The sequence below is a fragment of the Klebsiella sp. BIGb0149 genome (genome assembly GCF_004362605.1).
In the GTDB taxonomy this organism is placed as follows: domain Bacteria; phylum Pseudomonadota; class Gammaproteobacteria; order Enterobacterales; family Enterobacteriaceae; genus Klebsiella; species Klebsiella terrigena.
Window position 1 is genome coordinate 102,918 of the sequence record NZ_SNYG01000003.1, and the last position, 22,607, is coordinate 125,524.

21 protein-coding genes are annotated in these 22,607 nt (G+C 58.0%); 9 read left to right on the forward strand and 12 right to left on the reverse strand.

What is annotated here, in order from left to right:
- Positions 1-8 precede the first annotated feature (8 nt).
- Together EDF75_RS12250 and manA are read right to left on the reverse strand one after the other, a co-directional pair.
- On the reverse strand, positions 9-1,553 hold the full coding sequence (locus EDF75_RS12250) for a YdgA family protein (RefSeq protein WP_133599584.1): 1,545 nt from the start codon (positions 1,551-1,553) through the stop codon (positions 9-11).
- A gap of 98 nt (positions 1,554-1,651) precedes the next feature.
- Complete coding sequence (gene manA, locus EDF75_RS12255) at positions 1,652-2,830, reverse strand: mannose-6-phosphate isomerase (protein ID WP_133599586.1); 1,179 nt, start codon at positions 2,828-2,830, stop codon at positions 1,652-1,654.
- A gap of 196 nt (positions 2,831-3,026) precedes the next feature.
- On the opposite strand from manA, the gene fumA reads away from it, so the two are divergent.
- Together fumA and fumC are read left to right on the forward strand one after the other, a co-directional pair.
- Positions 3,027-4,673, forward strand: a complete 1,647-nt coding sequence (gene fumA / locus EDF75_RS12260; protein ID WP_133599587.1) for a class I fumarate hydratase FumA — start codon at positions 3,027-3,029, stop codon at positions 4,671-4,673.
- A 204-nt stretch (positions 4,674-4,877) separates the two neighbouring features.
- Complete coding sequence (gene fumC, locus EDF75_RS12265; protein ID WP_045858502.1) at positions 4,878-6,278, forward strand: class II fumarate hydratase; 1,401 nt, start codon at positions 4,878-4,880, stop codon at positions 6,276-6,278.
- On the opposite strand, the gene tus is transcribed toward fumC, so the two are convergent.
- From tus to rstA, 3 genes are all read right to left on the reverse strand, one after another.
- Entirely contained in the window at positions 6,268-7,200 is a 933-nt protein-coding gene (gene tus / locus EDF75_RS12270) for a DNA replication terminus site-binding protein (RefSeq protein WP_133599589.1), read from the reverse strand. The genes fumC and tus overlap by 11 nt on opposite strands.
- A 73-nt stretch (positions 7,201-7,273) precedes the next feature.
- Positions 7,274-8,575, reverse strand: coding sequence for a two-component system sensor histidine kinase RstB (gene rstB, locus EDF75_RS12275; protein ID WP_133599591.1), 1,302 nt, complete (start codon positions 8,573-8,575; stop codon positions 7,274-7,276).
- A 15-nt stretch (positions 8,576-8,590) separates the two neighbouring features.
- Positions 8,591-9,307: a two-component system response regulator RstA gene (gene rstA, locus EDF75_RS12280; protein ID WP_045858496.1), complete on the reverse strand. Its 717-nt coding sequence runs from the start codon at positions 9,305-9,307 to the stop codon at positions 8,591-8,593.
- A gap of 127 nt (positions 9,308-9,434) precedes the next feature.
- On the opposite strand from rstA, the gene EDF75_RS12285 reads away from it, so the two are divergent.
- Positions 9,435-9,770, forward strand: a complete 336-nt coding sequence (locus EDF75_RS12285; protein WP_045858494.1) for a GlpM family protein — start codon at positions 9,435-9,437, stop codon at positions 9,768-9,770.
- Here the strand turns inward: EDF75_RS12285 and folM are convergent.
- The 3 genes from folM to ydgH form a co-directional block, all read right to left on the reverse strand.
- Complete coding sequence (gene folM / locus EDF75_RS12290; RefSeq protein WP_133599593.1) at positions 9,767-10,492, reverse strand: dihydromonapterin reductase; 726 nt, start codon at positions 10,490-10,492, stop codon at positions 9,767-9,769. The two genes, EDF75_RS12285 and folM, sit on opposite strands and share 4 nt — an antisense overlap.
- Before the next feature lie 36 nt (positions 10,493-10,528).
- Positions 10,529-11,911: an amino acid permease gene (locus EDF75_RS12295; protein WP_133599595.1), complete on the reverse strand. Its 1,383-nt coding sequence runs from the start codon at positions 11,909-11,911 to the stop codon at positions 10,529-10,531.
- A 178-nt stretch (positions 11,912-12,089) separates the two neighbouring features.
- Positions 12,090-13,040, reverse strand: a complete 951-nt coding sequence (gene ydgH, locus EDF75_RS12305) for a DUF1471 family protein YdgH (protein ID WP_045858488.1) — start codon at positions 13,038-13,040, stop codon at positions 12,090-12,092.
- Between the two features lie 520 nt (positions 13,041-13,560).
- On the opposite strand from ydgH, the gene pntA reads away from it, so the two are divergent.
- From pntA to EDF75_RS12325, 3 genes are all read left to right on the forward strand, one after another.
- Positions 13,561-15,090, forward strand: coding sequence for a Re/Si-specific NAD(P)(+) transhydrogenase subunit alpha (gene pntA / locus EDF75_RS12315; RefSeq protein WP_045858486.1), 1,530 nt, complete (start codon positions 13,561-13,563; stop codon positions 15,088-15,090).
- Between the two features lie 10 nt (positions 15,091-15,100).
- Positions 15,101-16,489: a Re/Si-specific NAD(P)(+) transhydrogenase subunit beta gene (gene pntB / locus EDF75_RS12320; RefSeq protein ID WP_045858484.1), complete on the forward strand. Its 1,389-nt coding sequence runs from the start codon at positions 15,101-15,103 to the stop codon at positions 16,487-16,489.
- Positions 16,490-16,650: 161 nt separating this feature from the next.
- The gene (locus EDF75_RS12325; RefSeq protein WP_045858482.1) at positions 16,651-16,839 is read left to right on the forward strand and encodes a YdiH family protein; all 189 of its coding nucleotides are present in this window, start codon (positions 16,651-16,653) and stop codon (positions 16,837-16,839) included.
- Between the two features lie 137 nt (positions 16,840-16,976).
- On the opposite strand, the gene uspE is transcribed toward EDF75_RS12325, so the two are convergent.
- The 3 genes from uspE to ogt form a co-directional block, all read right to left on the reverse strand.
- Positions 16,977-17,927 (reverse strand): universal stress protein UspE, encoded by a 951-nt coding sequence (gene uspE / locus EDF75_RS12330; protein WP_123708126.1) that lies wholly within the window; start codon positions 17,925-17,927, stop codon positions 16,977-16,979.
- Between the two features lie 136 nt (positions 17,928-18,063).
- The gene (gene fnr / locus EDF75_RS12335) at positions 18,064-18,816 is read right to left on the reverse strand and encodes a fumarate/nitrate reduction transcriptional regulator Fnr (protein ID WP_002903394.1); all 753 of its coding nucleotides are present in this window, start codon (positions 18,814-18,816) and stop codon (positions 18,064-18,066) included.
- Between the two features lie 195 nt (positions 18,817-19,011).
- Positions 19,012-19,527 (reverse strand): methylated-DNA--[protein]-cysteine S-methyltransferase, encoded by a 516-nt coding sequence (ogt, locus tag EDF75_RS12340; protein WP_133599599.1) that lies wholly within the window; start codon positions 19,525-19,527, stop codon positions 19,012-19,014.
- A 128-nt stretch (positions 19,528-19,655) separates the two neighbouring features.
- Between ogt and EDF75_RS12345 the strand changes: the two genes are divergently transcribed.
- Positions 19,656-19,922, forward strand: coding sequence for a hypothetical protein (locus tag EDF75_RS12345; RefSeq protein ID WP_241783627.1), 267 nt, complete (start codon positions 19,656-19,658; stop codon positions 19,920-19,922).
- Positions 19,923-20,377: 455 nt separating this feature from the next.
- The gene (smrA, locus tag EDF75_RS12355) at positions 20,378-20,941 is read left to right on the forward strand and encodes a DNA endonuclease SmrA (protein ID WP_123708123.1); all 564 of its coding nucleotides are present in this window, start codon (positions 20,378-20,380) and stop codon (positions 20,939-20,941) included.
- Here smrA and EDF75_RS12360 read toward each other — a convergent pair.
- On the reverse strand, positions 20,938-21,744 hold the full coding sequence (locus tag EDF75_RS12360) for an IclR family transcriptional regulator domain-containing protein (RefSeq protein ID WP_041145790.1): 807 nt from the start codon (positions 21,742-21,744) through the stop codon (positions 20,938-20,940). The genes smrA and EDF75_RS12360 overlap by 4 nt on opposite strands.
- Before the next feature lie 167 nt (positions 21,745-21,911).
- Here EDF75_RS12360 and EDF75_RS12365 point away from each other — a divergent pair, with 167 nt between their 5' ends.
- On the forward strand, positions 21,912-22,598 hold the full coding sequence (locus EDF75_RS12365; protein WP_133599603.1) for a 3-oxoacid CoA-transferase subunit A: 687 nt from the start codon (positions 21,912-21,914) through the stop codon (positions 22,596-22,598).
- The last annotated feature ends 9 nt before the right edge of the window (positions 22,599-22,607 follow it).

The following is a 22,607-nucleotide window of genomic DNA, read 5'->3' on the forward strand; positions in this document are numbered from 1 at the left end:
TTCGCGTCTTACTGCTGAGGCGTCACCGGCGGGACCAGTTCTTCCGGCTCCGCGCTCTGCGGAGCGGAATCTGGCGCCGCGGGAACCGACAGGCCGAACATCCCGGCGAACTCATCCAGCGGCATTTTCTGCCCGTTCAGGGTGACCTGGCCTTCGGCATACTGCAGGCTGGAGGTGATGGCGTTATTCTCCATGGCGGTGATGCGGAACATCTGTCCCATAGCCGCCAGGCCTTTGACCTGCTGATCCGCAAGCTTCGCCGCGTCAGCCGGCTGATAGCCTTCGAGACCCGCAATCTGGGTCATAAATTCGGTCGCCATCTCTACCGGAACGACCAGCTTGCCGTCCAGAGACTTCACGCTGCGGTCAATTTCGTCGGCCAGGGTTTGCGCCGGCGCGGTAACCACGGTCGGATCTTTCAGCAAAATTGAGAGATTAAAGGTGCTTTCGCCCTTCGCGTTGCGCCAGCTCAGCGGGGCGATGGTCAGCGACGGGCCGCCCTTCAGCAGCACCGGCAGCGCCTTAAAGAAGGTCTCGGTCAGCGCCTGCTGGTAAAGCTCCGGATTCTGCGCCAGCTCCGGCTTCGCCATCAGCGCCTGCGCTTCGCTATTGTACTGCTGGCTAAACTGGTGCCACGCCTGGCCGTCGAGATTATCCAGCTTCACGGTCAGCTTGCCACTGCCCAGATCCTTGTTCTGCAGCTTGAGGCTGTTAACGGTGTAATCAAGCTGGCTGTTGATGCCCTTGCCGTCTTCGGTCAGCGTCGATTTGCCGTCGATACTCATCCCTTCCAGCAGGGCCAGCTCTTTGCCTTCGACGCCAATCGCCAGCTTCTCAAGAGACACTTTTTGCTTGCCGATGCGCTCGTTAAAGCTGGTCATCTCGGTGGCACCGTCGGTTTTCAGATTGCTGAAGTTGAGCTGTACTTTCTGGTTGTACTCGTTGACCGCGTTGATCTGGCCGCTGCCCGCTTCACCGGTCAGCGCGATCGCCTTGCCGTCACGATCGGCATTGAGCTGGAACTGGCCGCCGCTAAAGGTGACCTTTTCGTCGCCTTTACTGTAATCCAGGGGCTTCAGGTCGATAGCCGACCGGCTGTCGCCGCTGTAGGCAATCAGGGTGTCGATGGTAAACGGCGTGCTGCCTTTAGCGATATCAAACAGCGCCTTACTGGCTTCGTTATTGACCAGCGTGGTTTTGACCGAGGCCATCGACGGGGCAAAGTGGCCGCTTTTCAGCGCCGCCAGCGGGAACGGCCCGTGGCTGACGACTTCGTCAAACACCAGCGGCTGTCCGGCCGCGAGCCAGCTGCTCTCTTTGCCCGCTGCAGGCTTCACAACCAGCTGCAGGTGACTGCTGAACAGGCCGCGCTGATAGTTCTGCCAGCCCAGCTCCAGCCCGGCTTCCGGGGCGCTGTTTTGTAGCTGAGCATTAGCCTGCTGTACCACCTCGGCGATCCGGCTTTCCAGCTGCTTGCCCGTATACCAGGAGCCTCCGGTCCAGACCACGCCCAGGGCCACGATAATTCCTGCTGCGACCAGCGATTTCTTCATAGTATTTGTCCATAAATAAAACCAGGCGCAAGAAGCCGCCTGGTTGTGCTGTCATGATGGGTCAAAGTCTAGCAAGAGCGGCTAAAAACTTCAGTAACTTACTGGAGCTTATTGAAGACGCGCGCCAGGCGGCCGCTGCCGCTCACCGTGACCGGCGATTCATCGCTGGCAATAAACGCCGATTCGCCGGGCTTCAGGGTCAGAGCCTGCTCGCCTTTGCGGATCGTTGCTTCGCCTTCGACGCAGAAAACAATCGCGGCGCTCTGCTGGGCGAGGGTGGACTCCTGCGCCGACAGCGCGTGCAGGGAGAAGGCAAAGTCATCGACCGGGATCGGGAAGTCCAGCTCGTTGCCGTGCTGCTGCGGCTGCGTCAACAGCTCGGCGGCCGGTTTGGCTTCGAACTTAACGTTGGCAACCAGCTCCGGAATATCGATGTACTTCGGCGTCAGGCCGGCGCGCAGCACGTTATCCGAGTTGGCCATCACTTCCAGCGCCACGCCCTGCAGGTACGCGTGCGGCGTTTCCGCAAACAGGAACATGGCATCGCCAGGGTTCAGCTTCACCACGTTGAGCAGCAGAGGAGAGAACAGGCCGCTATCGTCCGGATAGAACTCGGCGATCAGGCGAATAGTCTGCCAGGGTTCGCCCTGTTCGGCGTCGAGCGCCGACTGCAGAACGCTCAAGGCGTGAGATTTTTCCTCGCCCTGCATATTCAGCAGGCTGGCGAACAGCTGGCTTAAGCGTTCAGCATCCGGGCTGCTGAGAAACTCGCCGATCGCCGGATGGGCGCTGGCAACCGGCTGCAGAAGCGCGGCGATTTCCGCAAATTCGCGGAAGGCGTTCATGGCGAGGAACGGCGTCAGGGCAAAGACCAGCTCCGGCTTGTGGTTCGGATCCTTGTAGTTGCGCTCCGCGGCATCAAGTGGGATCCCGGCGGCATTCTCTTTGGCAAAGCCAATTTCAGAGGCCTGCTTATTCGGGTGGACCTGAATCGACAGCGGCTGGGCGGCGCACAGCACTTTGAACAGGAACGGCAGCTCGCCGAAGCGCTCGGCGACCTTGCTGCCGAGCAGGCTGGCTTTATCGCTCTCGATAAATTCGCGCAGCGAGCGCGGGCTGCCGCCGGCATCGAGGATCTGTGAACTACTTTTCGGGTGCGCGCCCATCCACAGCTCCGCCATCGGCAGATTGTTGGGGTTAGCAATTCCATAAAGTTCGGTTAATGCGGTGTGACTTCCCCAGGCATAGTTCTGTACTGAGTTAATGAGCTTCTGCATTCTCAATCCCTGTTTCCACTTGATAGTAATCGCTCTATTAAACCAGTAAACGCCTGAGAATCAACTGCTGAAAGAAAAAGTCGACCTTGTCTCAGTTTTTGTTAAAAAATTGTGTAAAATCGATCGACTCGCTTTTCTACAGGCAAATGGAGTGTCTGCCTGAAATATAATCAGCCAAGCAGTAAGTGAGAGCACAATGTCGAATAAACCGTTTGTTTATCAGGATCCTTTTCCCCTCAAAAAGGATGACACCGAGTATTATCTCCTCAGCAGTGACTACGTCTCCGTTACCGAATTCGCCGGTCAGGAAGTCCTTAAAGTTGAACCCCAGGCGCTAACCCTGCTGGCCCAGCACGCCTTCCACGACGCCTCCTTTATGCTGCGCCCGGCGCATCAGCAGCAGGTGGCCGATATCCTCAGCGACCCGGAAGCCAGCGAAAACGACAAATACGTCGCCCTGCAGTTCCTGCGTAACTCCGATATCGCCGCTAAGGGCATTCTGCCGACCTGCCAGGACACCGGCACCGCCATTATTACCGGCAAGAAGGGCCAGCGGGTGTGGACCGGCGGCGGCGATGAGGCCGCGCTGGCGCAGGGTGTCTACAACACCTACATTCAGGACAACCTGCGCTATTCGCAGAACGCTGCCCTCGATATGTATAAAGAGGTCAACACCGGCACCAACCTGCCGGCGCAGATCGACCTCTACGCCACCGACGGCGAGGAGTATAAATTCCTCTGCATCGCCAAGGGCGGCGGCTCGGCCAACAAAACCTATCTCTACCAGGAGACCAAGGCGCTGATCACCCCGGCAAAGCTGAAGGACTACCTCGTCGAGAAGATGCGCACCCTCGGTACCGCCGCCTGTCCGCCGTACCACATTGCTTTTGTTATCGGTGGAACCTCTGCGGAATCGACGCTGAAAACCGTTAAGCTGGCCTCCACCCACTATTACGACGGCCTGCCAACCGAAGGCAACGAGCACGGCCAGGCGTTCCGCGACGTGCAGCTCGAACAGGAGCTGCTGCTGGCCGCCCAGAATCTCGGCCTCGGGGCGCAGTTCGGCGGCAAGTACTTTGCCCACGACATCCGCGTTGTGCGCCTGCCGCGCCACGGCGCCTCCTGCCCGGTTGGGATGGGGGTTTCCTGCTCCGCCGACCGCAACATCAAGGCGAAAATCAACCGCCACGGGATCTGGCTGGAGAAGCTGGAAAGCAATCCGGGCAAATATATTCCGCAGGCGCTGCGCCAGGCGGGCGAAGGGGAGGCGGTAAAGGTTAACCTCAACCAGCCGATGAGCGAGATTCGGGCGCTGCTGTCGCAGTATCCGGTGTCAACGCGCCTGTCGCTGAGCGGCACGATTATCGTCGCCCGCGATATCGCCCACGCGAAGCTCAAGGAGCTGCTGGATAACGGCGAGGCGCTGCCGCAGTACGTCAAAGATCACCCGATCTACTACGCGGGTCCGGCCAAAACGCCGGACGGCTACGCTTCCGGTTCGCTGGGGCCGACCACCGCCGGGCGCATGGATTCCTACGTCGATCAGCTGCAGTCCCACGGCGCGAGCATGGTGATGCTGGCAAAAGGCAACCGCAGCCAGCAGGTGACCGATGCCTGCCACAAGCACGGCGGCTTCTACCTTGGCAGCATCGGCGGGCCGGCGGCGGTGCTGGCGCAGCAGAGCATCAAGAGCCTCGAGTGCGTGGCTTATCCGGAGCTGGGAATGGAGGCTATCTGGAAAATCGAGGTGGAAGACTTCCCGGCGTTTATTCTGGTGGATGATAAAGGCAATGACTTCTTCCAGCAGATCCAGACCTCGCAGTGCGCGAGCTGCGTGAAATAATCGCCCCGATCGTCGGGTGAGCGCCTGCCGGCGAATCCACCGGCAGGTATTTTTAACACGCCGCCGCTGCGCTCAGCGGGGCGGTTATTTGTGTCGCTTAGCGGCACGAACGACTAAAACTAATTATAAATCTGACCAATACTTAACGCTTTTAAGCCAGTGGGCTTTGTCGAAATTACGTACTTTTTATTCAAGGAGACAGTAATGACAACGCATCGCAGTGAAAAAGACTCTATGGGCGCGATTGAGGTTCCTGCCGACAGGCTATGGGGCGCGCAAACCCAGCGTTCGCTGGAGCATTTCCGTATCTCAACGGAAAAAATGCCGGGCGAACTGATCTACGCCCTGGCGTTGACCAAGCGCGCGGCGGCGAAGGTGAATCAGGATTTAGGCCTGCTGGCCGGCGAAAAAGCGCAGGCCATCGTCGAGGCCGCCGATGAAGTGCTGGCGGGAAAGCATAGCGCAGAATTTCCGCTGGCTATCTGGCAAACCGGCTCCGGTACCCAAAGCAATATGAATATGAATGAGGTGCTGGCAAACCGGGCCAGCGAGCTGCTGGGCGGCGTGCGGGGCATGGAGCGCAAGGTGCATCCGAATGATGACGTCAACAAGAGCCAGAGCTCCAACGATGTCTTCCCGACGGCGATGCACGTGGCGGCCATTATCGCGCTGCGGGAGACGCTCATTCCCCAGCTTAACGTGCTGAGAAAAACGCTCAGCGATAAATCCGCCGCGTTCAGCGATATCGTTAAAATCGGCCGTACGCACCTGCAGGACGCTACGCCGCTGACGCTGGGGCAGGAGTTCTCCGGCTGGGTCGCCATGCTCGAACATAACCTCCGCCACCTTGAGCTGAGCCTGCCGCATCTGAGCGAGCTGGCGCTGGGCGGTACGGCGGTGGGAACCGGGCTGAACACCCATCCCGAATACGCGGTGCGGGTCGCGGCAGAGCTGGCGCAGAGTAGCGGCCAGCCGTTCGTTACCGCGCCGAATAAGTTTGAGGCGCTGGCAACCTGTGACGCGCTGGTCCACGCCCACGGTGCGCTGAAGGGGCTGGCGGCGTCGCTGATGAAAATTGCCAACGACGTGCGCTGGCTGGCCTCGGGGCCGCGCTGCGGTATCGGCGAAATTGCGATTCCGGAGAATGAGCCGGGTTCATCGATCATGCCGGGCAAGGTCAACCCGACGCAGTGCGAAGCGCTGACCATGCTGTGCTGCCAGGTAATGGGCAACGACGTGGCGCTGAATATCGGCGGCGCTTCCGGCAACTTCGAGCTCAACGTCTATCGCCCGATGGTTATCCATAACTTCCTGCAGTCGGTGCGGCTGCTGGCCGACGGTATGGAGAGCTTCAACGAACACTGCGCGGTCGGGATCGAGCCCAACCGGGAGCGCATCAACCAGCTGCTCAACGAGTCTCTGATGCTGGTGACGGCGCTGAATACCCATATCGGCTATGACAAGGCGGCGGAAATTGCCAAAAAGGCGCATAAAGAGGGGCTGACGCTGAAAGCCTCGGCGCTGGCGCTCGGCTACCTGACGGAAGCCGAGTTCGACAGCTGGGTGCGACCGGAAGAGATGGTCGGCAGCATGGCTACTCGCTAGCCAGCCACAGGTGCAGGCGCGGGATCAGCAGGCGCAGCGACTGCGCCTGGGGTTTATAGCGATACTGCACGTTGTCGGCATCGTAATTCAGTAACTCGCCAATATCCGGCACGCTGACCCCCTGAGTGCCGGATATCAGCGTAATCAGCGGCCCGGGGCAGGCGTACTGCACCTGCTTTTGCTCGCCGGCGTACCAGACGCGGGCGATAGGCTGGACTTTCACCGGCCGCTTAATCTTTAGCTTTGCCCGCTGCGGCAGGGCGGCAATATCCTGATACTCCCGCTCCAGCTTGCTCTGCCACTGCTCGCGCGTCCACGGCGGCACCGCGCGCGGCGACTGCAGGCTTTTTTCCAGCTGCATCAGCACCTCATCGCGGGTTAAATTCTTAATCACGTGCTTATTGGCCCAGCCAAAGCGGATGGTGCTGGGATCGAACAGCGGCGTCAGCGTGCGGTAGGCGCTAAGGGTGATTAATCCCGGCAGATGACGATGCACCCACTCAAAGCGGGCAGCGGCGGGGAGGGCGGAGTCGACGGTAATGATTTTTTCGAAGGTGGCCTTTAGCGCGTTGATGCTGGCGATTTTTTGCCGCAGGTCGGCCTGCTCCTCGGCGCTGGTTTGCAGGCAGATAGTCCCGGGAAGGCGCACCGCCGCCTTGCTGCTGCGGCTTTCCGATTGCTGCTGGATAAACAGATGGCCGTAGTGCCTGAGGGCCATCTCCAGCGCCGTTTTACCGATATGCTGCACGACCTGAATCGTCTCAAGCGGATCGTGCTCGGCGTCTTTACTCACCGCCGGGAGCTCAAATACCCGCGCGGCAAGCAGGCGACAGCGGCTTAGCGCCAGCTTCAGCTCCTGCAGCTCCCGCTCAAGCTGGCGAAAGGTGCCATTGAGTCGTTCAACGAGGTCGTAATTTGCCATCTGCGCCACCTTAGTTACAACATACTAATCGATTTTTAACTATACGCAGGCCGCAGCGCCTGCGCAAGGGGGGTCAGCCAGAGGTAAAATTCGGCAGCTGGTGGTAGATAGGCCAGCTAAAGCTGAAGCATGCGCCGCCCAGCGGGCTGGTGCGGCAGCTCACCTCGCCGGACATCGCCTGGGCGATGCTGTGGACGATAGCCAGCCCGAGCCCGCAGCCGCCGGTCGCCCGATCGCGGCTGGGGTCAAGCCGGACAAACGGCTCAAACACGCGCTCGCGCTCGGCGGGGTCGATGCCCGGGCCGTCGTCGTTGACCTGCAGCGTCGCCCGCGATCCCGCCAGCGTCAGGCTCACCTGAATCTGCTGATTACTGTAGCGAAGCGCGTTGTTGACCAGATTATCAAGCACACGCTCCATCAGGCGCATATCCAGCGCGCCGTAGTCGCCGGCCACCACCTCGTGAAGGGTCACCTCGCGCTGCGGGTTAACCATCTGAATATCTTCCACGTGGGCCTCAATCCAGGCCGGGAAGTCAGGGGTGGTCAGGCTCAGCTCGTTTTGCGGCCGGTCAAGGCGGGCGTAGGTTAACAGCTCTTCGATAAGGGCTTCCAGCTGTCCGATATCGCGGTTTAGGGCCTGTGATTCGGCGGCGGTGAGATTTTCACTCATCTCAAGGCGGTAGCGCAGGCGAACCAGCGGCGTGCGCAGCTCGTGCGCAATGCCGTCGATCAGCTGCTTTTTGCTGGCGATCAGGGCGTTGATATTATCGGCCATCTGGTTAAAGGCCACGCCGAGCCGCTCAAAGCTGGACATGCTATCGAAATGGATGCGCTCGCTAAAATGCCCCTCGCCGAAGCGCTGGGCGGCGGTTTCGAGGCGCAGCATATCCTGCCAGTGCGGGCGCATCCAGACGAAGACCGGGAACGCCAGCGAAATGGCGATAAAGGCCATCAGCGCGACGTCCAGCAGGCGCATCTCATGCAAAAAGTAGAGATAGGGCACCGGACCCACCGACAGAACGTAGTGGCTGCGCGGAATGCGCTGAATAAAGGTGTACTCATCATCGAGGGCGACGATGTCGCCGGCGCGCAGATGCTGCATTGAGCTCTCCGCTAGCTTGAATTTGCTGAGCGGTTCAATATGCAGATCGAACGACAGGTTGAGGTCCAGCTCTTTGAGCGTTTTGCTCCAGTCGCGCGGCGGAATTTCCCGCAGCTCGCTGCGCATCAGATATAGCGAGCTTTTCATCAGATCGTCCAGCGACTGGCGGCCCGCACGCTCGGCGGTAAATTTATACACCAGACCGACCAGCATGGTCATAACCAGAAAGCAGACGAACAGCAGGAGGTAAAACTGCACAAACAGCTTTTTCATAGCCGGACCCGTTAATTAATTGTCCCAGGCGTGGGGGGCAAACAGATAGCCTTTGTTGCGCACCGTTTTGATCCGGTAGGGTTCCGTTGCGCTATCGAGAAGCTTTTTACGCAGGCGGGAAATGGCCACGTCGACGCTGCGGTCCATACCGTCGTAGGTGACGCCGCGCAGGTTTTTCAGCAGCGCATCGCGATCCATAATTTGTCCCGCATGGGTCGCAAGCTCCCACAGCAGTTCGAAATCCGCCGTAGAGAGCGCGACGCTGTCGCCGGCGAGCAGCACCTGGCGGTTCACCGGGTCGATGGAGAGTGAGCCAAAGGCGATGGTTTTATGCGGCGTCAGCGAGGCGGGCGCGGAGGTGAGCGGAACGGCAACGTGCTGACGCAAATGCAGGCGCAGCCGCGCCAGCAGCACGGCGGGTGGGGTGGTTTTGAGGATATAATCGCTCGCGCCCATCTCCAGCGACAAAATATGGTTCATATCGCTATCAAGGGAGGTCAGCAGCACGATGGGGCCCTGCCACTGCCCGCGCAGGTCGCGGCAGAGCGTCATCCCGTCCTTGCCCGGCAGCATGATATCTAATAGCACCAGATCGGGTTTTTCTCGCGCAATAACCTCTTCCGCCCGGTCGCCGCGTGGTTCAACCACCACGTCCATATCATGCTTACCCAGATAGGCGGCGATCAGCGCGCCAACTTCCGGATCATCCTCAACAAACACGATCTTATTCATATTTTATATGTATATGTAAAAGGTTAAACATACACCGCCAGCAAATTGCCTGCCATTACTCTTTTATAAACAAATGTTCTTCCGCTATGCTGGCGTAACTTGTTGTTTAAATGTTAAGGCAAAAGGCATGGGGCTGTTGATTAAAGCGCTGCTCGGGGCGCTGGTGGTGGTACTGATTGGCGTGCTGTCCAAAACCAAAAATTACTATATTGCCGGGCTCATTCCGCTATTTCCGACATTCGCCCTGATCGCTCACTATATTGTCGCCAGCGAGCGCGGGATTGAAGCCCTGCGCACCACCATCGTATTTGGGATGTGGTCAATCATTCCCTATTTTATCTACCTGCTGTCGCTCTGGTACTTCACCGCAACGATGCGCCTGCCTTACGCGCTGGCGGGCGCCGTTGTGTGCTGGAGCCTGTGTGCCTGGCTGCTGATCCTCGGCTGGAGCCGTTTCCACTAGCGCAGGTGGCGGCCACCGTCGACGGCGAAGGAGCGGCCGGTGACGAAATGGCTGCTGAAGAGATAGTCGAGCAGTTCGATAATTTCCGTTTCGCCCGCCGCTATTTTCATCAGCGATTTATCCAGCGCCTGCAGGCGATATTCGGCATCGTCGCCTTCATTAAACATAATGAGCGAGGGGGCGATGGCGTTGACCTTTATTTCCGGCGCCAGCTTGCGGGCGAAGGAGCGGGTCATATTATCCAGCGCCGCTTTACTGGCGGCATAGGCGATGTGCTTATCGCTGCCGCGCTCAACCACGTAGTCAGTGATATGAATAATATCGCTGCCCGCGTGGCCGTGGCCGCGCAGCAGCGCTTCCAGGGCGTGATTGAGCAGGTAGGGCGCGTTGACGTGAATTTGCATCATGCTGGCGAGCACCGTGCTGAGGGGCGTCCCCGGCTTTTCCGCCATCCAGCCGCTGGCATTGTGGATAACGGCGCGCAGGCCTTGGCCGGCGTGGGATTTCACCGCCTCGGCGAAGGTTAAAATCCCGTCGTCGGTGCTAAAATCCGCCTCCAGACAAACGGCGCCGGCCGTACGCAGCGCGTCAATAGCCGGATAGTGGGTACGATAGCTGACGATGACGGGCTGCTGTTGCTGAAGAAAATGCTGTGCCAGAGCGAGGCCGATTCGGCGGCCTCCTCCTGTTATAAGGACCGGGCGGGGCTGTAGTTCAGCCATGGGTATCTCCTTTGAATTCCGCGGCAGGGCAACCGCTTACCCCACCAGCATCCACGTTGCCGGTACGGCGGCAACCAGCAATAAACCAATTAAGGCTAATTCACGGCGTTTAAGCATGCGATCGTGCTGGTGCGTACGGCGGGCGTACAGGAAAACCAGAAGACCCGGAGCGTAAAGTATCACCGACAGCAGTAAATGCACAGGGCCCGACGCATATAATAACCATAAGCCATAAGCGCATGCCCCGATACCCACGGCCTTATGCAGCGGGCGTGCGGCAATTTTCAGCAGGAAGGCGCCGACGAGCAGATAGGGAACGAGGATCATCTCGGAGGCGATGGTGAGCAGGGTACCGTAATCCGAGCCGGTCAGCCAAATCAGCACCAGCGAGGCCTGGACGCTAATATTGGTTAGCCACAGCGAAGCAGACGGCGCGTTGTGGCAATTTTGCCGGGCAAACAGGCGCGGAAATGCTTTGTGGGTAGCGGCCAGCCAGGGAACTTCCGCCGCCATGATGGTCCAGCTCAGATAGGCGCCGCAGACGGAAACGATCAGCCCGGCGGCGATGATCACCTCGCCCCAGGAACCCATCATTCTGACCATCAGCCCGGCCATCGACGGATTACGCATTTCCGCCAGCTCCGGACGGGCGACAACCCCCAGCGAGAGCAGCGTGACCAGAAGATAAACCACCAGCGCCGAGAGTACGGCCAGCAGCGTCGCGCGGCCAACGTCGCGTTTATTTCGCGCGCGCGCCGACACCACCACCGCGCCCTCTACGCCGATAAACACCCACAGGGTGATCAGCATCGTATTCTTCACCTGCTCCCACACCGGCACGCCGAGCGCCAGGCCGCTGAAATCAAGCGTGAAGGTCTCTAAACGGAAGGCCATCGCGGCGAGAACGATAAACGCGCCGAGCGGAATAAGCTTCGCCAGGGTGGCGACCAGGTTGATGCCCGCCGCCGTTTGCACGCCGCGCAGCACTAAAAAATGGACCACCCACAGCAGAATCGACGCCCCGACGATCGCCTGCCAGGTATTGCCGTTGCCAAAAATAACCGAGCCGGGCGCGTCGGTGAAGAAGCTCAGCGCCGCAAAGACGATAACCAGGTAGGAGACGTTGGCGATGACCGCGCACAGCCAGTAGCCCCAGGCGGAGCAGAAGCCCACCAGCTCGCCAAATCCTTCGCGCGCATAGGTAAAAATACCGCCGTCGAGGTCGGCGCGAATGCGGGTCAGCAGGAGCATGGCGAAGGCGAGGAATAAAATGCCCACGCCGGTAATGGCCCAGCCGATCAGCAGGGCGGACGGGCTGGCCACGGCGGCCATATTTTGCGGCAAACTGAATACGCCTGCGCCCAGCATTGAGCTGAGAACCAGGGCGGTCAGGGCGCTAAGGCCCAGTCTCTTTTCCATTGCAATCCCGAAGTGACAACCGTGAAGTAAAGAATATTTATTTGGATAAATCGCATAAAATGGACGATTACGCTAAGGCGCGGGATTTTACGGAGTGTCTTGTGCGCATGCAATGGCGGCGGATGAAAAAAAGTAAAAAGGCGGCAAAGCGCCGCCTTTTTATTCAGCTGAGGTGTCGTTATTTATACAGGTCAGCGCTGATGGTCATGTTGCCACCGCGTTCCTGCCACTGGCGGGTGATGTGGTAATACTTCGCGCCTTTCTTCGCCGCACGTTTGGCCACCTGGTAGGAAACTTCGGTCATATTGCCGTAGTTACCGGTGAACTTAATGCTATCGAACGGGGCCATCTGCGCCGCGGTGATCTTGTTTACTTCTTCAATCTTCGTGCCGTCAGGGAGCGTGACGGTGTAACGCCCACCTTTTGAGGACTGCGTTTCGAAGAAGCGGCCTACGCCGGTACCGGAGCCGACGGCTGCGGTGGTTGCCACGCCGGGGATTTCCACGTTTTTAGCCGCGGCGCCGCCTTCAGCCAGCGCTGCGCGCCCGGCTTGAGAATCGGCAGGAATCGCGTCCGGGCTTTGCAGAACGCGTTTTTTGGCATCGGCTTTATAAACATAAGCGGTGATGCGCTGGTTGCCGCCCTGGTTAGCATCCACCTGACGAACGATGAAGAAAGAGGCCGCGCCTTTTGCTTTCGCCGCTTTGGTGATGGCATCGTTAACTTCAGGCTGGCTGCGATAGAAGCCCTGCACGGTCACGGTGTCAAACGGTTCCAGCTCAACGGCCTGGTCTTTCGGCAGTTCCATGATCCCATTAATCATGCGATTTTTGGGAGCATCGGCCTGCTGGGCGTTGTCTTTATAGAGATCTGCCGTTACGCGCCAGTTGCCGCTGTTGCCATAGTCTGAGGTGTCGACAACATAAAAGGAGGCTGCGCCGTCTTTGTCGGCCTTGCGGGAGACCGCCTTAACCGCATCGCCAATCGCAGTAAAACGGCCGGTGATGACCACGCGATCGTAGGGCTTCAGCGCCGCCGCCTGCTCCGGAGTCAGCTCGGTCGCTGCGTGGGCAGACAGCGCGGTCGTAGCCAGGAGAGCAGACGCCAGGAGTGAGTTCTTAAGATTCATAAAAATAGTCCTTTGCCTTGCGCAAACCATGTACAGGTATTGTTGTTGACTGAAAACACTCGATTATTGCATTTAAAAGGAGTGACTGTCTGCGTCAATTTTTGCTAACCGCCCGAAACGCGCGTCACAATAATATAACATTTTCCGATATGTTGAAAAAACAGCCGCTTGACCAGCAAAATCGATAATCGATATCGCTTTAATAAGTTAATGTAATGTTAATGCGATGTTCTGGCTGGCGATTAATTGCGTATTACTGCTTAAGCTAAGCGAATTATCAGGCTCGCTTATAAATTTAAGGTAAATATTGCTGCCTGACGCAGTTTGCCGCGCGTTTTACCAATAAAATCAAAAATTCTGTTTTATCGCAGTAGATCACAATCGGTATTTTCAGTAGGTTATAAAAAGTTTGTTACTGTTTCATTTTTTCAGCCGAATATCCGAGCCGGTGCGTTTTGCCGGCGGATCCTCGGCTGTCAGAAGAGAAAACCATCATCAAAAACCGATGAAAGGGAAAACTATGCGTATCGGGGTACCAAAAGAACGGCTAGCCAATGAAACCCGCGTAGCGGCCACGCCGAAAACGGTGGAGCAGCTGCTCAAGCTGGGTTTTACCGTCGCAGTTGAAAGCGGCGCGGGCCAGCTGGCAAGTTTCGATGACGAGGCGTTTGCTCAGGCAGGCGCTGAGGTTGTGGACGGCGCCGAAGTTTGGCAGTCGCCCGTTATTCTCAAGGTCAATGCGCCTGACGAGAGTGAAATCGCTTTACTGAATCCAGGCACCACGCTGGTGAGCTTTATCTGGCCGGCGCAGAACCCGGAGCTGCTGGCAAAACTCTCTGCCCGCAATGTCACCGTGATGGCGATGGATTCGGTGCCGCGTATTTCGCGCGCCCAGTCGCTGGATGCCTTAAGCTCGATGGCCAACATTGCCGGCTATCGCGCCATCGTCGAGGCCGCGCACGAATTTGGCCGCTTCTTCACCGGGCAGATCACCGCCGCGGGCAAGGTTCCGCCGGCCAAGGTGATGGTGATCGGCGCCGGCGTTGCCGGCCTGGCCGCGATTGGCGCCGCTAACAGCCTGGGGGCGATCGTCCGCGCGTTCGACACCCGTCCTGAGGTCAAAGAGCAGGTGCAGAGCATGGGCGCAGAGTTCCTTGAGCTGGACTTTAAAGAGGAGGCGGGCAGCGGCGACGGCTATGCCAAAGTGATGTCCGAAGCCTTTATTAAAGCCGAAATGGCGCTGTTTGCCGCTCAGGCGAAAGAGGTCGATATCATCGTCACCACGGCGCTGATCCCCGGCAAACCGGCGCCGAAGCTGATTACCCGCGAAATGGTTGACTCGATGACTTCCGGCAGCGTGGTGGTCGATCTGGCCTCGCAGAACGGCGGCAACTGTGAATACACCGTGCCTGGCGAAGTGGTGACCACCGCCAACGGGGTGAGAATCATCGGCTATACCGATCTTCCTGGCCGCCTGCCGACCCAGTCATCCCAGCTCTACGGCACCAACCTGGTCAACCTGATCAAGCTGCTGTGCAAAGAGAAGGACGGCAACATTGCCATCGATTTCGACGACGTTGTGGTACGTGGCGTAACGGTTGTTCGCGACGGGGAAGTGACCTGGCCGGCGCCGCCGATTCAGGTCTCCGCCCAGCCGCAGGCCGCCGCGAAGAAGGTTGAAGCCCCTGTTGAAGCGAAAAAACCGGTTTCGCCGTGGCGCAAATACGCGCTGATGGCGCTGGCGATTATCCTGTTTGGCTGGTTGGCTAACGTGGCGCCGAAGGAGTTCCTCGGCCACTTTACGGTCTTTGCGCTCTCCTGCGTGGTCGGATACTACGTGGTGTGGAACGTGTCGCACGCGCTGCATACGCCGCTGATGTCGGTCACAAACGCCATCTCGGGGATTATCGTTGTCGGGGCGCTGCTGCAGATAGGCCACGGCGGCTGGGTCAGCGTGCTGAGCTTTATCGCGGTGCTGATCGCCAGCATTAATATTTTTGGTGGTTTCACCGTCACTCAGCGCATGCTGAAAATGTTCCGCAAAGGATAAGGGGTAACAAATGTCTGGTGGATTAGTTACAGCTGCATACATTGTTGCCGCGATCCTCTTTATTTTTAGTCTCGCAGGGCTGTCAAAACACGAGTCCTCTCAGCAGGGCAACTACTTCGGCGTTGCCGGGATGGCGATCGCGCTGATCGCCACCATCCTGGGGCCGGACAGCAGCAACGTCGCGTGGATCCTGCTGGCGATGGTTATCGGTGGCGCCATCGGTATCCGTCTGGCGAAGAAAGTCGAAATGACCGAAATGCCGGAGCTGGTGGCGGTGCTGCACAGCTTCGTCGGCCTGGCGGCGGTGCTGGTGGGCTTTAACAGCTACCTGCAGCATGAAACCGGCATGGAGCAGATTCTGGTCAATATTCATCTGACCGAAGTGTTCCTCGGCATCTTCATCGGTGCGGTGACCTTTACCGGCTCCATCGTGGCCTTCGGCAAGCTGTGCGGCAAGATGTCCTCTAAGCCGCTGATGCTGCCGAACCGTCATAAGCTGAACCTCGCGGCGCTGGTCGTCTCCTTTGTGCTGCTGGTGGCCTTTGTGCGCACCGACAGCACCGCGACGCAGGTTCTGGCGCTGCTGGTGATGACCGTTATCGCTCTGGCATTTGGCTGGCACCTGGTGGCCTCCATCGGCGGTGCGGACATGCCGGTAGTGGTATCGATGCTGAACTCCTACTCAGGCTGGGCGGCGGCGGCGGCGGGCTTTATGCTGAGCAACGATCTGCTGATCGTCACCGGTGCGCTGGTCGGTTCTTCCGGTGCGATTCTGTCCTACATCATGTGTAAGGCCATGAACCGCTCCTTCTTCAGCGTCATTGCCGGCGGATTTGGTACCGATGGTTCCTCGTCCGGCAGCGATGATGAAGTGGGCGAGCACCGTGAAATTAGCGCAGAAGATACCGCTGAAATGCTAAAAAACTCGCACTCGGTGATCATTACCCCGGGCTACGGCATGGCGGTAGCCCAGGCTCAGTATCCGGTTGCGGAAATCACCGAGCGTCTGCGCGCTCGCGGTATCAAGGTGCGCTTCGGTATTCACCCGGTTGCCGGTCGTCTGCCTGGGCATATGAACGTGCTGCTGGCGGAAGCCAAGGTTCCGTACGACGTGGTGCTGGAAATGGATGAAATCAACGACGACTTCACCGACACCGACACCGTGCTGGTTATCGGCGCCAACGATACCGTTAACCCGGCCGCGCAGGACGATCCGAAAAGCCCTATTGCCGGTATGCCGGTGCTGGAGGTCTGGAAAGCGCAGAACGTGGTGGTCTTCAAACGTTCGATGAACACCGGCTACGCCGGCGTGCAGAACCCGCTGTTCTTCAAGGAGAACACCCACATGCTGTTTGGCGATGCTAAAGCCAGCGTGGACGCGATTCTGAAAGCGCTGTAATGCCTGAAGAGCGCGGACCAATGCCGCTATAAAACGTTTGCTTCTGAAGCCGTCTCCGTTGAGACGGCTTTTTTATATAGCGCGCCAGCCCGCTTATTGCTCATAAATTAATCGCCTCGGAGTGCTATAATAGGGACGTTTTTCAACACACTGAGGATATTATGGATACCGAATTGACCCCCGCGCAAATGGCCATCGAATTTCTGCGTCGTGACCCTACAGCTTTAACCCCCGCACAGTACCTGAAAAAATTTAAACTTCTCGAGCTGGAATTTGCCGATTTAATGTCGCTCTCCTCCATCGAGCTGAGAGAAGAGATCGACCACGCCTGGCGCTTAGGTATCCATTAAACGTATCGCTTCAGCCCGCAGTGCGTAGCTGATGAAGGGGGCCGGAAGGCCCTTTTTTACGCTCTGTGCGCGGCGGCGGGCAAAAAAATCCCCCGCGGCGGCGGGGGAGTTGGCGACGACGGCGGGGCGAGCAGAAATCAGTCGTCGTCTTCGTCGTCCAGTTCAACCGGCGTTTTGTACTGATCGGGTTTCAGCACCAGCAGATCGCAGCGCAGATGGTCGATCACCTGCTCGGCGGTGTTGCCGAGGAAGGCCGCCGACAGTCCGGTACGCCCGATGGTGCCCAGGACGACAATCCCCGCCTGCAGATGCTCCGACAGATCGGGAATTACCTCTTCCGGCAGACCCTTCTCGACGTGGGTGCGGCTCTCGTCAATAGCAAACTTTTGCCGCAGCGTTTTCATCGCCAGCAGGTGCTGGCCGCGAATTGCGTCGTTATAGATGCTGGGATCGAAATCAGGCAGCTCAATGGCGATATTGATAGGCGTAACCGGATAGGCGCCCACCAGGTGGACCTCGGTGTGGTTAACCTGCTCCGCCAGCTCAAGCGTCTCTTTGACCAGTTTCTCATTCAGGGAGTCGTGGTAGTTTTCTTCGCTGGCAAGGTTGACCGCCACCAGCGCTCTGCCGCCCTCGGGCCACGGCTGGTCTTTAACCATCCACACCGGGCACGGGCACTTACGCAGAAGATGCCAGTCGGTAGGGGTGAAGATGACCGCTTCCAGCTTGTCGTGCTGGTGCGCCATTTTCAGCACTAAATCATGCTTGTCGCTGATAATTTCCTGAATGATGGCTTCGAAGGGGCGGTTATGCCATACCACCTTGATGTCAATTGGGATCCCGGACTCAATATAGAACCGGGCCTGCTCTTTGATCCAGGCGCTGCGCTGGCTAATCACGCCCTGGCGCATAGCCGTTCGCTCGTCTGGCGACAGCAGGGTCGTCATCTCATATGAGAAATCATAGATCGGCAAAAAGGCTTTAATGCGGCCACCAATCCGTTGGTGTAGGTATACCGCGCGCCGCAGTGCGGGCTGGTCGTCCTGGTTAGGATCGATTACTACCAGCATGTTCTGATACTTTGCCATACAGGGTCTCCTTACAACTGTAACTGCAGTTTGTAATTAAAAAGATAACCTATATAGATGAATTGAAACAGGGGATGACCCTGGCCAGATCAACAAATAAGAAAAAAATTAGCGATCTGGCGAAGGGATCGGGCTATCAGGCGACGTTGCGCGCCTGACCAGCCAGCTGGGCGAGGAGGTCGCTGTTTTCGATGGTGATATATTTACCTTTAACCGCCAGCATGCCGCTTTTCTGGAAACGACCCAGCAGGCGGCTGATGGTTTCTACGGTCAGGCCGAGATAGTTACCGATATCGCCACGGGTCATGGTCAGACGGAACTCACGAGGCGAGAAGCCGCGCTGGGCAAAACGACGAGAAAGATTGTAGATAAAGGCCGCCAGGCGCTCCTCGGCGTTCTTTTTGGAAAGCAGCAGGATCATATCCTGATCGCCTTTGATCTCGCCGCTCATCAGGCGCATCATCTGCTGACGCAGATTCGGCATCTTGCCTGAGAGGTCGTCCAGGGTTTCGAAGGGAATTTCGCAGACCATTGAGGTTTCCAGCGCCTGAGCAAAGCTCGGGTGGAGACCGGTGCCGATTGCGTCAAAACCAACCAAATCACCCGCCAGGTGAAAGCCGGTAATCTGCTCATCGCCCTGTTCGGTGATGGTATAGCTTTTGATGGTGCCTGAACGAATGGCGTACAGCGACTTCAGCTCATCGCCGGCTTTGAACAGGGTCTGTCCTTTCTGGATAGGCTTTTTTCGCTCGATGATATTATCAAGCTGATCAAGCTCGTGCTCGTTCAGAGTAAAAGGGATGCAAAGCTGGCTGATGCTGCAATCCTGACAGTGGATTGCACAACCGCCAGACTGAATGCGTCGTATAATTCTCTTTTCCGGGATCATAAGTCTGCTCAAGCCTTAATTGATATTGGTCAATTTTAACATCTTTTTGGTGAGCAGGTAAGCCTCGAACCGATGAAACACGTAATATTAAAAGGGGAAAGCGATTACCCCTTTTATCTTATTGATAAGAAATAAGATGTCTGAGCATATTTGATTGTAAAGTTGCCGGATGCTTCCGATAAAAGGCACTTACGGTCAAAGAAGCAAATACCCCTCATGGCGCAATAACCACTCTTTACGCTGCACGCCGCCCGCGTAGCCGGTCATGGTGCCGTTACGTCCGATGACGCGGTGGCAGGGCACCACGATACTGACCGGATTAGAGCCGTTGGCCGCCCCGACCGCCCGCGCGGCGCCAGGCCGACCTAATGCCTCCGCCAGCTGACCGTAGTGCATGACCTGGCCGCAGGGGATGGTACGCAGCGTTTTCCAGACCTCGCGTTGAAACGGGGTGCCCGCCGTCGCAGTCGGCAGCGTTTCGATAACCGCAAGGTCGCCGGCGAAATAGTCGCCGAGCCTGCTGCTCAGCCCGCCCGGGTCACGAGAATCCACGCGCTGATACCCTTCATGGCGATAGTGCAGCTCCAGCAGCTGCTCCATCCGCGCGCTGTGCTCCTCCCACTCAACGGCTCGCAGATGGAACTGCTCGTCGCAAATGATCCATAGTGGCCCGACCGGGGTGTCGATTTTGTCCTGAAGCAGTATCAGCATCGTTTTTCCTTATTACCTGATTCAAATGATTATTACTGCAGCCTGAACACAAGATATCACGTCATCCTGGCGGGCAACTATACTCCCTAAAGGTGAACGGCGAGCGGCGTGGCTGAAGGGGCGGATCTATGAGTATGTTTTCCATTTTGCAACTGCCGGCAGGGCAGAAGCAAAACCAAATCGCAGCGGGTCCCGCGATATTTAATTTTGTATTAATTACGCCGCGCGGGTGTGAATGGATTTTGCTACTTTCTCCGGGCGGTAAATTCCCCTATGCGGAGGAGCGTTCAGTTCATCTCTCTATGCAGTTTGTCATACGCACGCGGATTAGTTTGAACTGGCTAATTCATCGGGAGGCACCCGACGTCGCAACACGCTATACAGGCATTCCTTGAGTCAATTATTTGCCAGCACGCTAGTGCTGGCTTTTTTTGTTAACGTGAAAGGTGATGGTATGCAATATATGCTAACTGGCGTTTTGATATTGATTATCAGTGGTTTGCTGTTAAATGCTGTCTCTCTTATGTTCGAGTCGCTTTATAAGCTAATGAAAGATATGCACTTAAAGAAAAAACATTTTTAGGTGCCTCAGCAGGTCCGGCAAGCGTATTGACAGCGATCGCTTGCCGACCTGTTATTCCCCTCCGTCATACACTCGTTCAGCAATCCGGCCCTTATTTTCAGGCACTTCCTTTGGCATCACGTATATTTACCGCGGCGATCGCGCGGGCTGAGTGCTGGTGGCTACGGGCGCGGGATACGCCGCCGCCGGCGCGACCGGCGACAAACGCGTTGAGGGCGCACGGTGCGACGGCTATAGTAGCCTCCGATAGTCGCCGGAGGAGTGCTGATGAACCTTGATGACAAATCGCTATTTCTGGATGCCATGGAGGATGTCCAGCCGCTGAAGAGCGGCAACGACGTGCTGTGGCATCCCGAGCGCCACGCCCGCACCCCGCAGCGGATCGACGCGCTGCAGCTGGATAACTTTTTGACCACCGGCTACCTCGACGTGCTGCCGCTGGCAACGCCGCTGGAGTTCAGGCGCGAGGGGTTACAAAGCGGCGTGCTGGACAAGCTGCGGCTGGGGAAATACAGCCAGCAGGCGAGCCTCAATCTGCTGCGCCAGCCGGTCGAGAAGTGTCGGCAAATGCTGTTTGCCTTTGTGCTCCAGGCGCAGAAGGAGTCGCTGCGCAACGTGCTGATTGTTCACGGCAAAGGGCGCGACGACAACGCTCACCCCAATATTATCCGCAGCTACCTGGCGCGCTGGCTGGAAGAGCTTCCCGAGGTACAGGCATTTTGCGTCGCCTCCGCCCATCACGGCGGCAGCGGGGCGTGCTACGTCGCCCTGCGCAAATCGGCCGAGGCAAAGCAGGAAAACTGGGAACGCCACGCCAAGCGCAGCCGCTAGCGCAGCAGCAGCGTCAGCTCCCGGGCCGCCTTTTGCAGCTCGGGCAGCACCCGATCCAGCATTTCGCGGGTCGAAACCTGTCCGGCATGGACGCCGACGTTCAGCGCCGCCTGAACCTGTCCCTGCGGGTTAAACAGCGGCACCGCCAGCGAGCGCAGCCCCATCTCCAGCTCCTGATCGTTCAGCGCGTAGCCCTGCTGGTGGACGCGCTTGAGCTCGGCGCGCAGCTTATTCACCGAATCCACCGTCTGCGGGGTGTAGCGAATCATCGTCACCCGGCCCAGCATATCGTTCAGCTTCTCCTCCGGCTGATGGCTCAACAGCACCCGGCCCATCGAGGTGGCCCAGGCCGGCAGCCGGCTGCCAATATCCAGATCGATAGTCATAATGCGCGAGCTGGAGGCGCGGGCAATGTAGAGAATATCGTCGCCGTCGAGGGTGGCGATGGAGCAGGACTCGTTAAGCATTTCGCTCAGATGCTTGAGCACCGGCTGGGCCGAACGCGCCAGCGGGGTTGAGGCCAGCCAGGCGTGGCCGAGGGCGAGGATGCGCGGACGCAGCTGAAAATTCTTGCCATCTTCAGCGTAGACAAACCCCAGCTTGCCCAGCGTATAGAGGCAGCGGCGCACCGCCGCGCGCGGAATGCCGGTCTTCTGGCTGATCTGCGAGATCGACAGCACCGGGCGCTGCGGGGTGAAGGCCTGAATCACCTCCAGCCCGCGTGCCAGCGAGGCCATAAAGTTCGGATCGCCCTTAAACGGGTCGCTATCGCCGGTCAGTAAATCGTCTGGATGCTTCTCCATTTTGTTCTCCATATTTGCCATCGATCACATTCTTTCGCTAAAGATATACGATGTTCGATTATCGCACCATATTTCGATTATCGCCCTTGACCAACATCGTTAAGCGGGTCACATTTTGTGCGAACAACGTATATAAGTGCGATTACCGCACATAAAGGAGCGACCTGATGATTGATAAAAGCGTGTCGACGCTAAGCGATGCCATCGCCGGGATCCACGACGGCGCGACCATCATGATCGGCGGTTTTGGTCCCGCCGGTCAGCCAACGTACCTGATTGATGCCCTGATTGAGCAGGGCGCCCGCGACCTAACCATTATCAACAACAACGCGGGCAACGGTGAGGTGGGCCTGGCGGCGCTGCTGAAGGCCGGACGGGTGAGCAAGATGATCTGCTCTTTCCCGCGTCAGGTTGACTCGCAGATTTTTGACGACCTCTACCGCCGCGGCAAGGTTGAGCTGGAGCTGGTTCCGCAGGGTAATCTGGCCGCCAGAATCCAGGCTGCCGGCGCCGGGCTGGGCGCGATATTTACCCCGACCGGCTACGGCACGCCGCTGGCAGAAGGCAAAGAGACCCGCGAAATCGACGGGCGCCACTACGTGCTCGAATATCCGATTAAGGCCGATTTTGCGCTGATCAAGGCCCATCACGCCGACCGCTGGGGCAACCTGGTGTACCGTAAAGCGGCGCGCAACTTTGGCCCGATCATGGCGACCGCCGCCAAAACCACCATCGCTGAGGTCTCCCGCCTGGTCACCCTCGGCGAACTGGATCCGGAAAATATCATTACTCCGGGGATTTTTGTCCAGCGCGTCTTCTCGCTGGAAAACACCGTTAGCGCACAAAGCGCCTGAGGAGCCAGC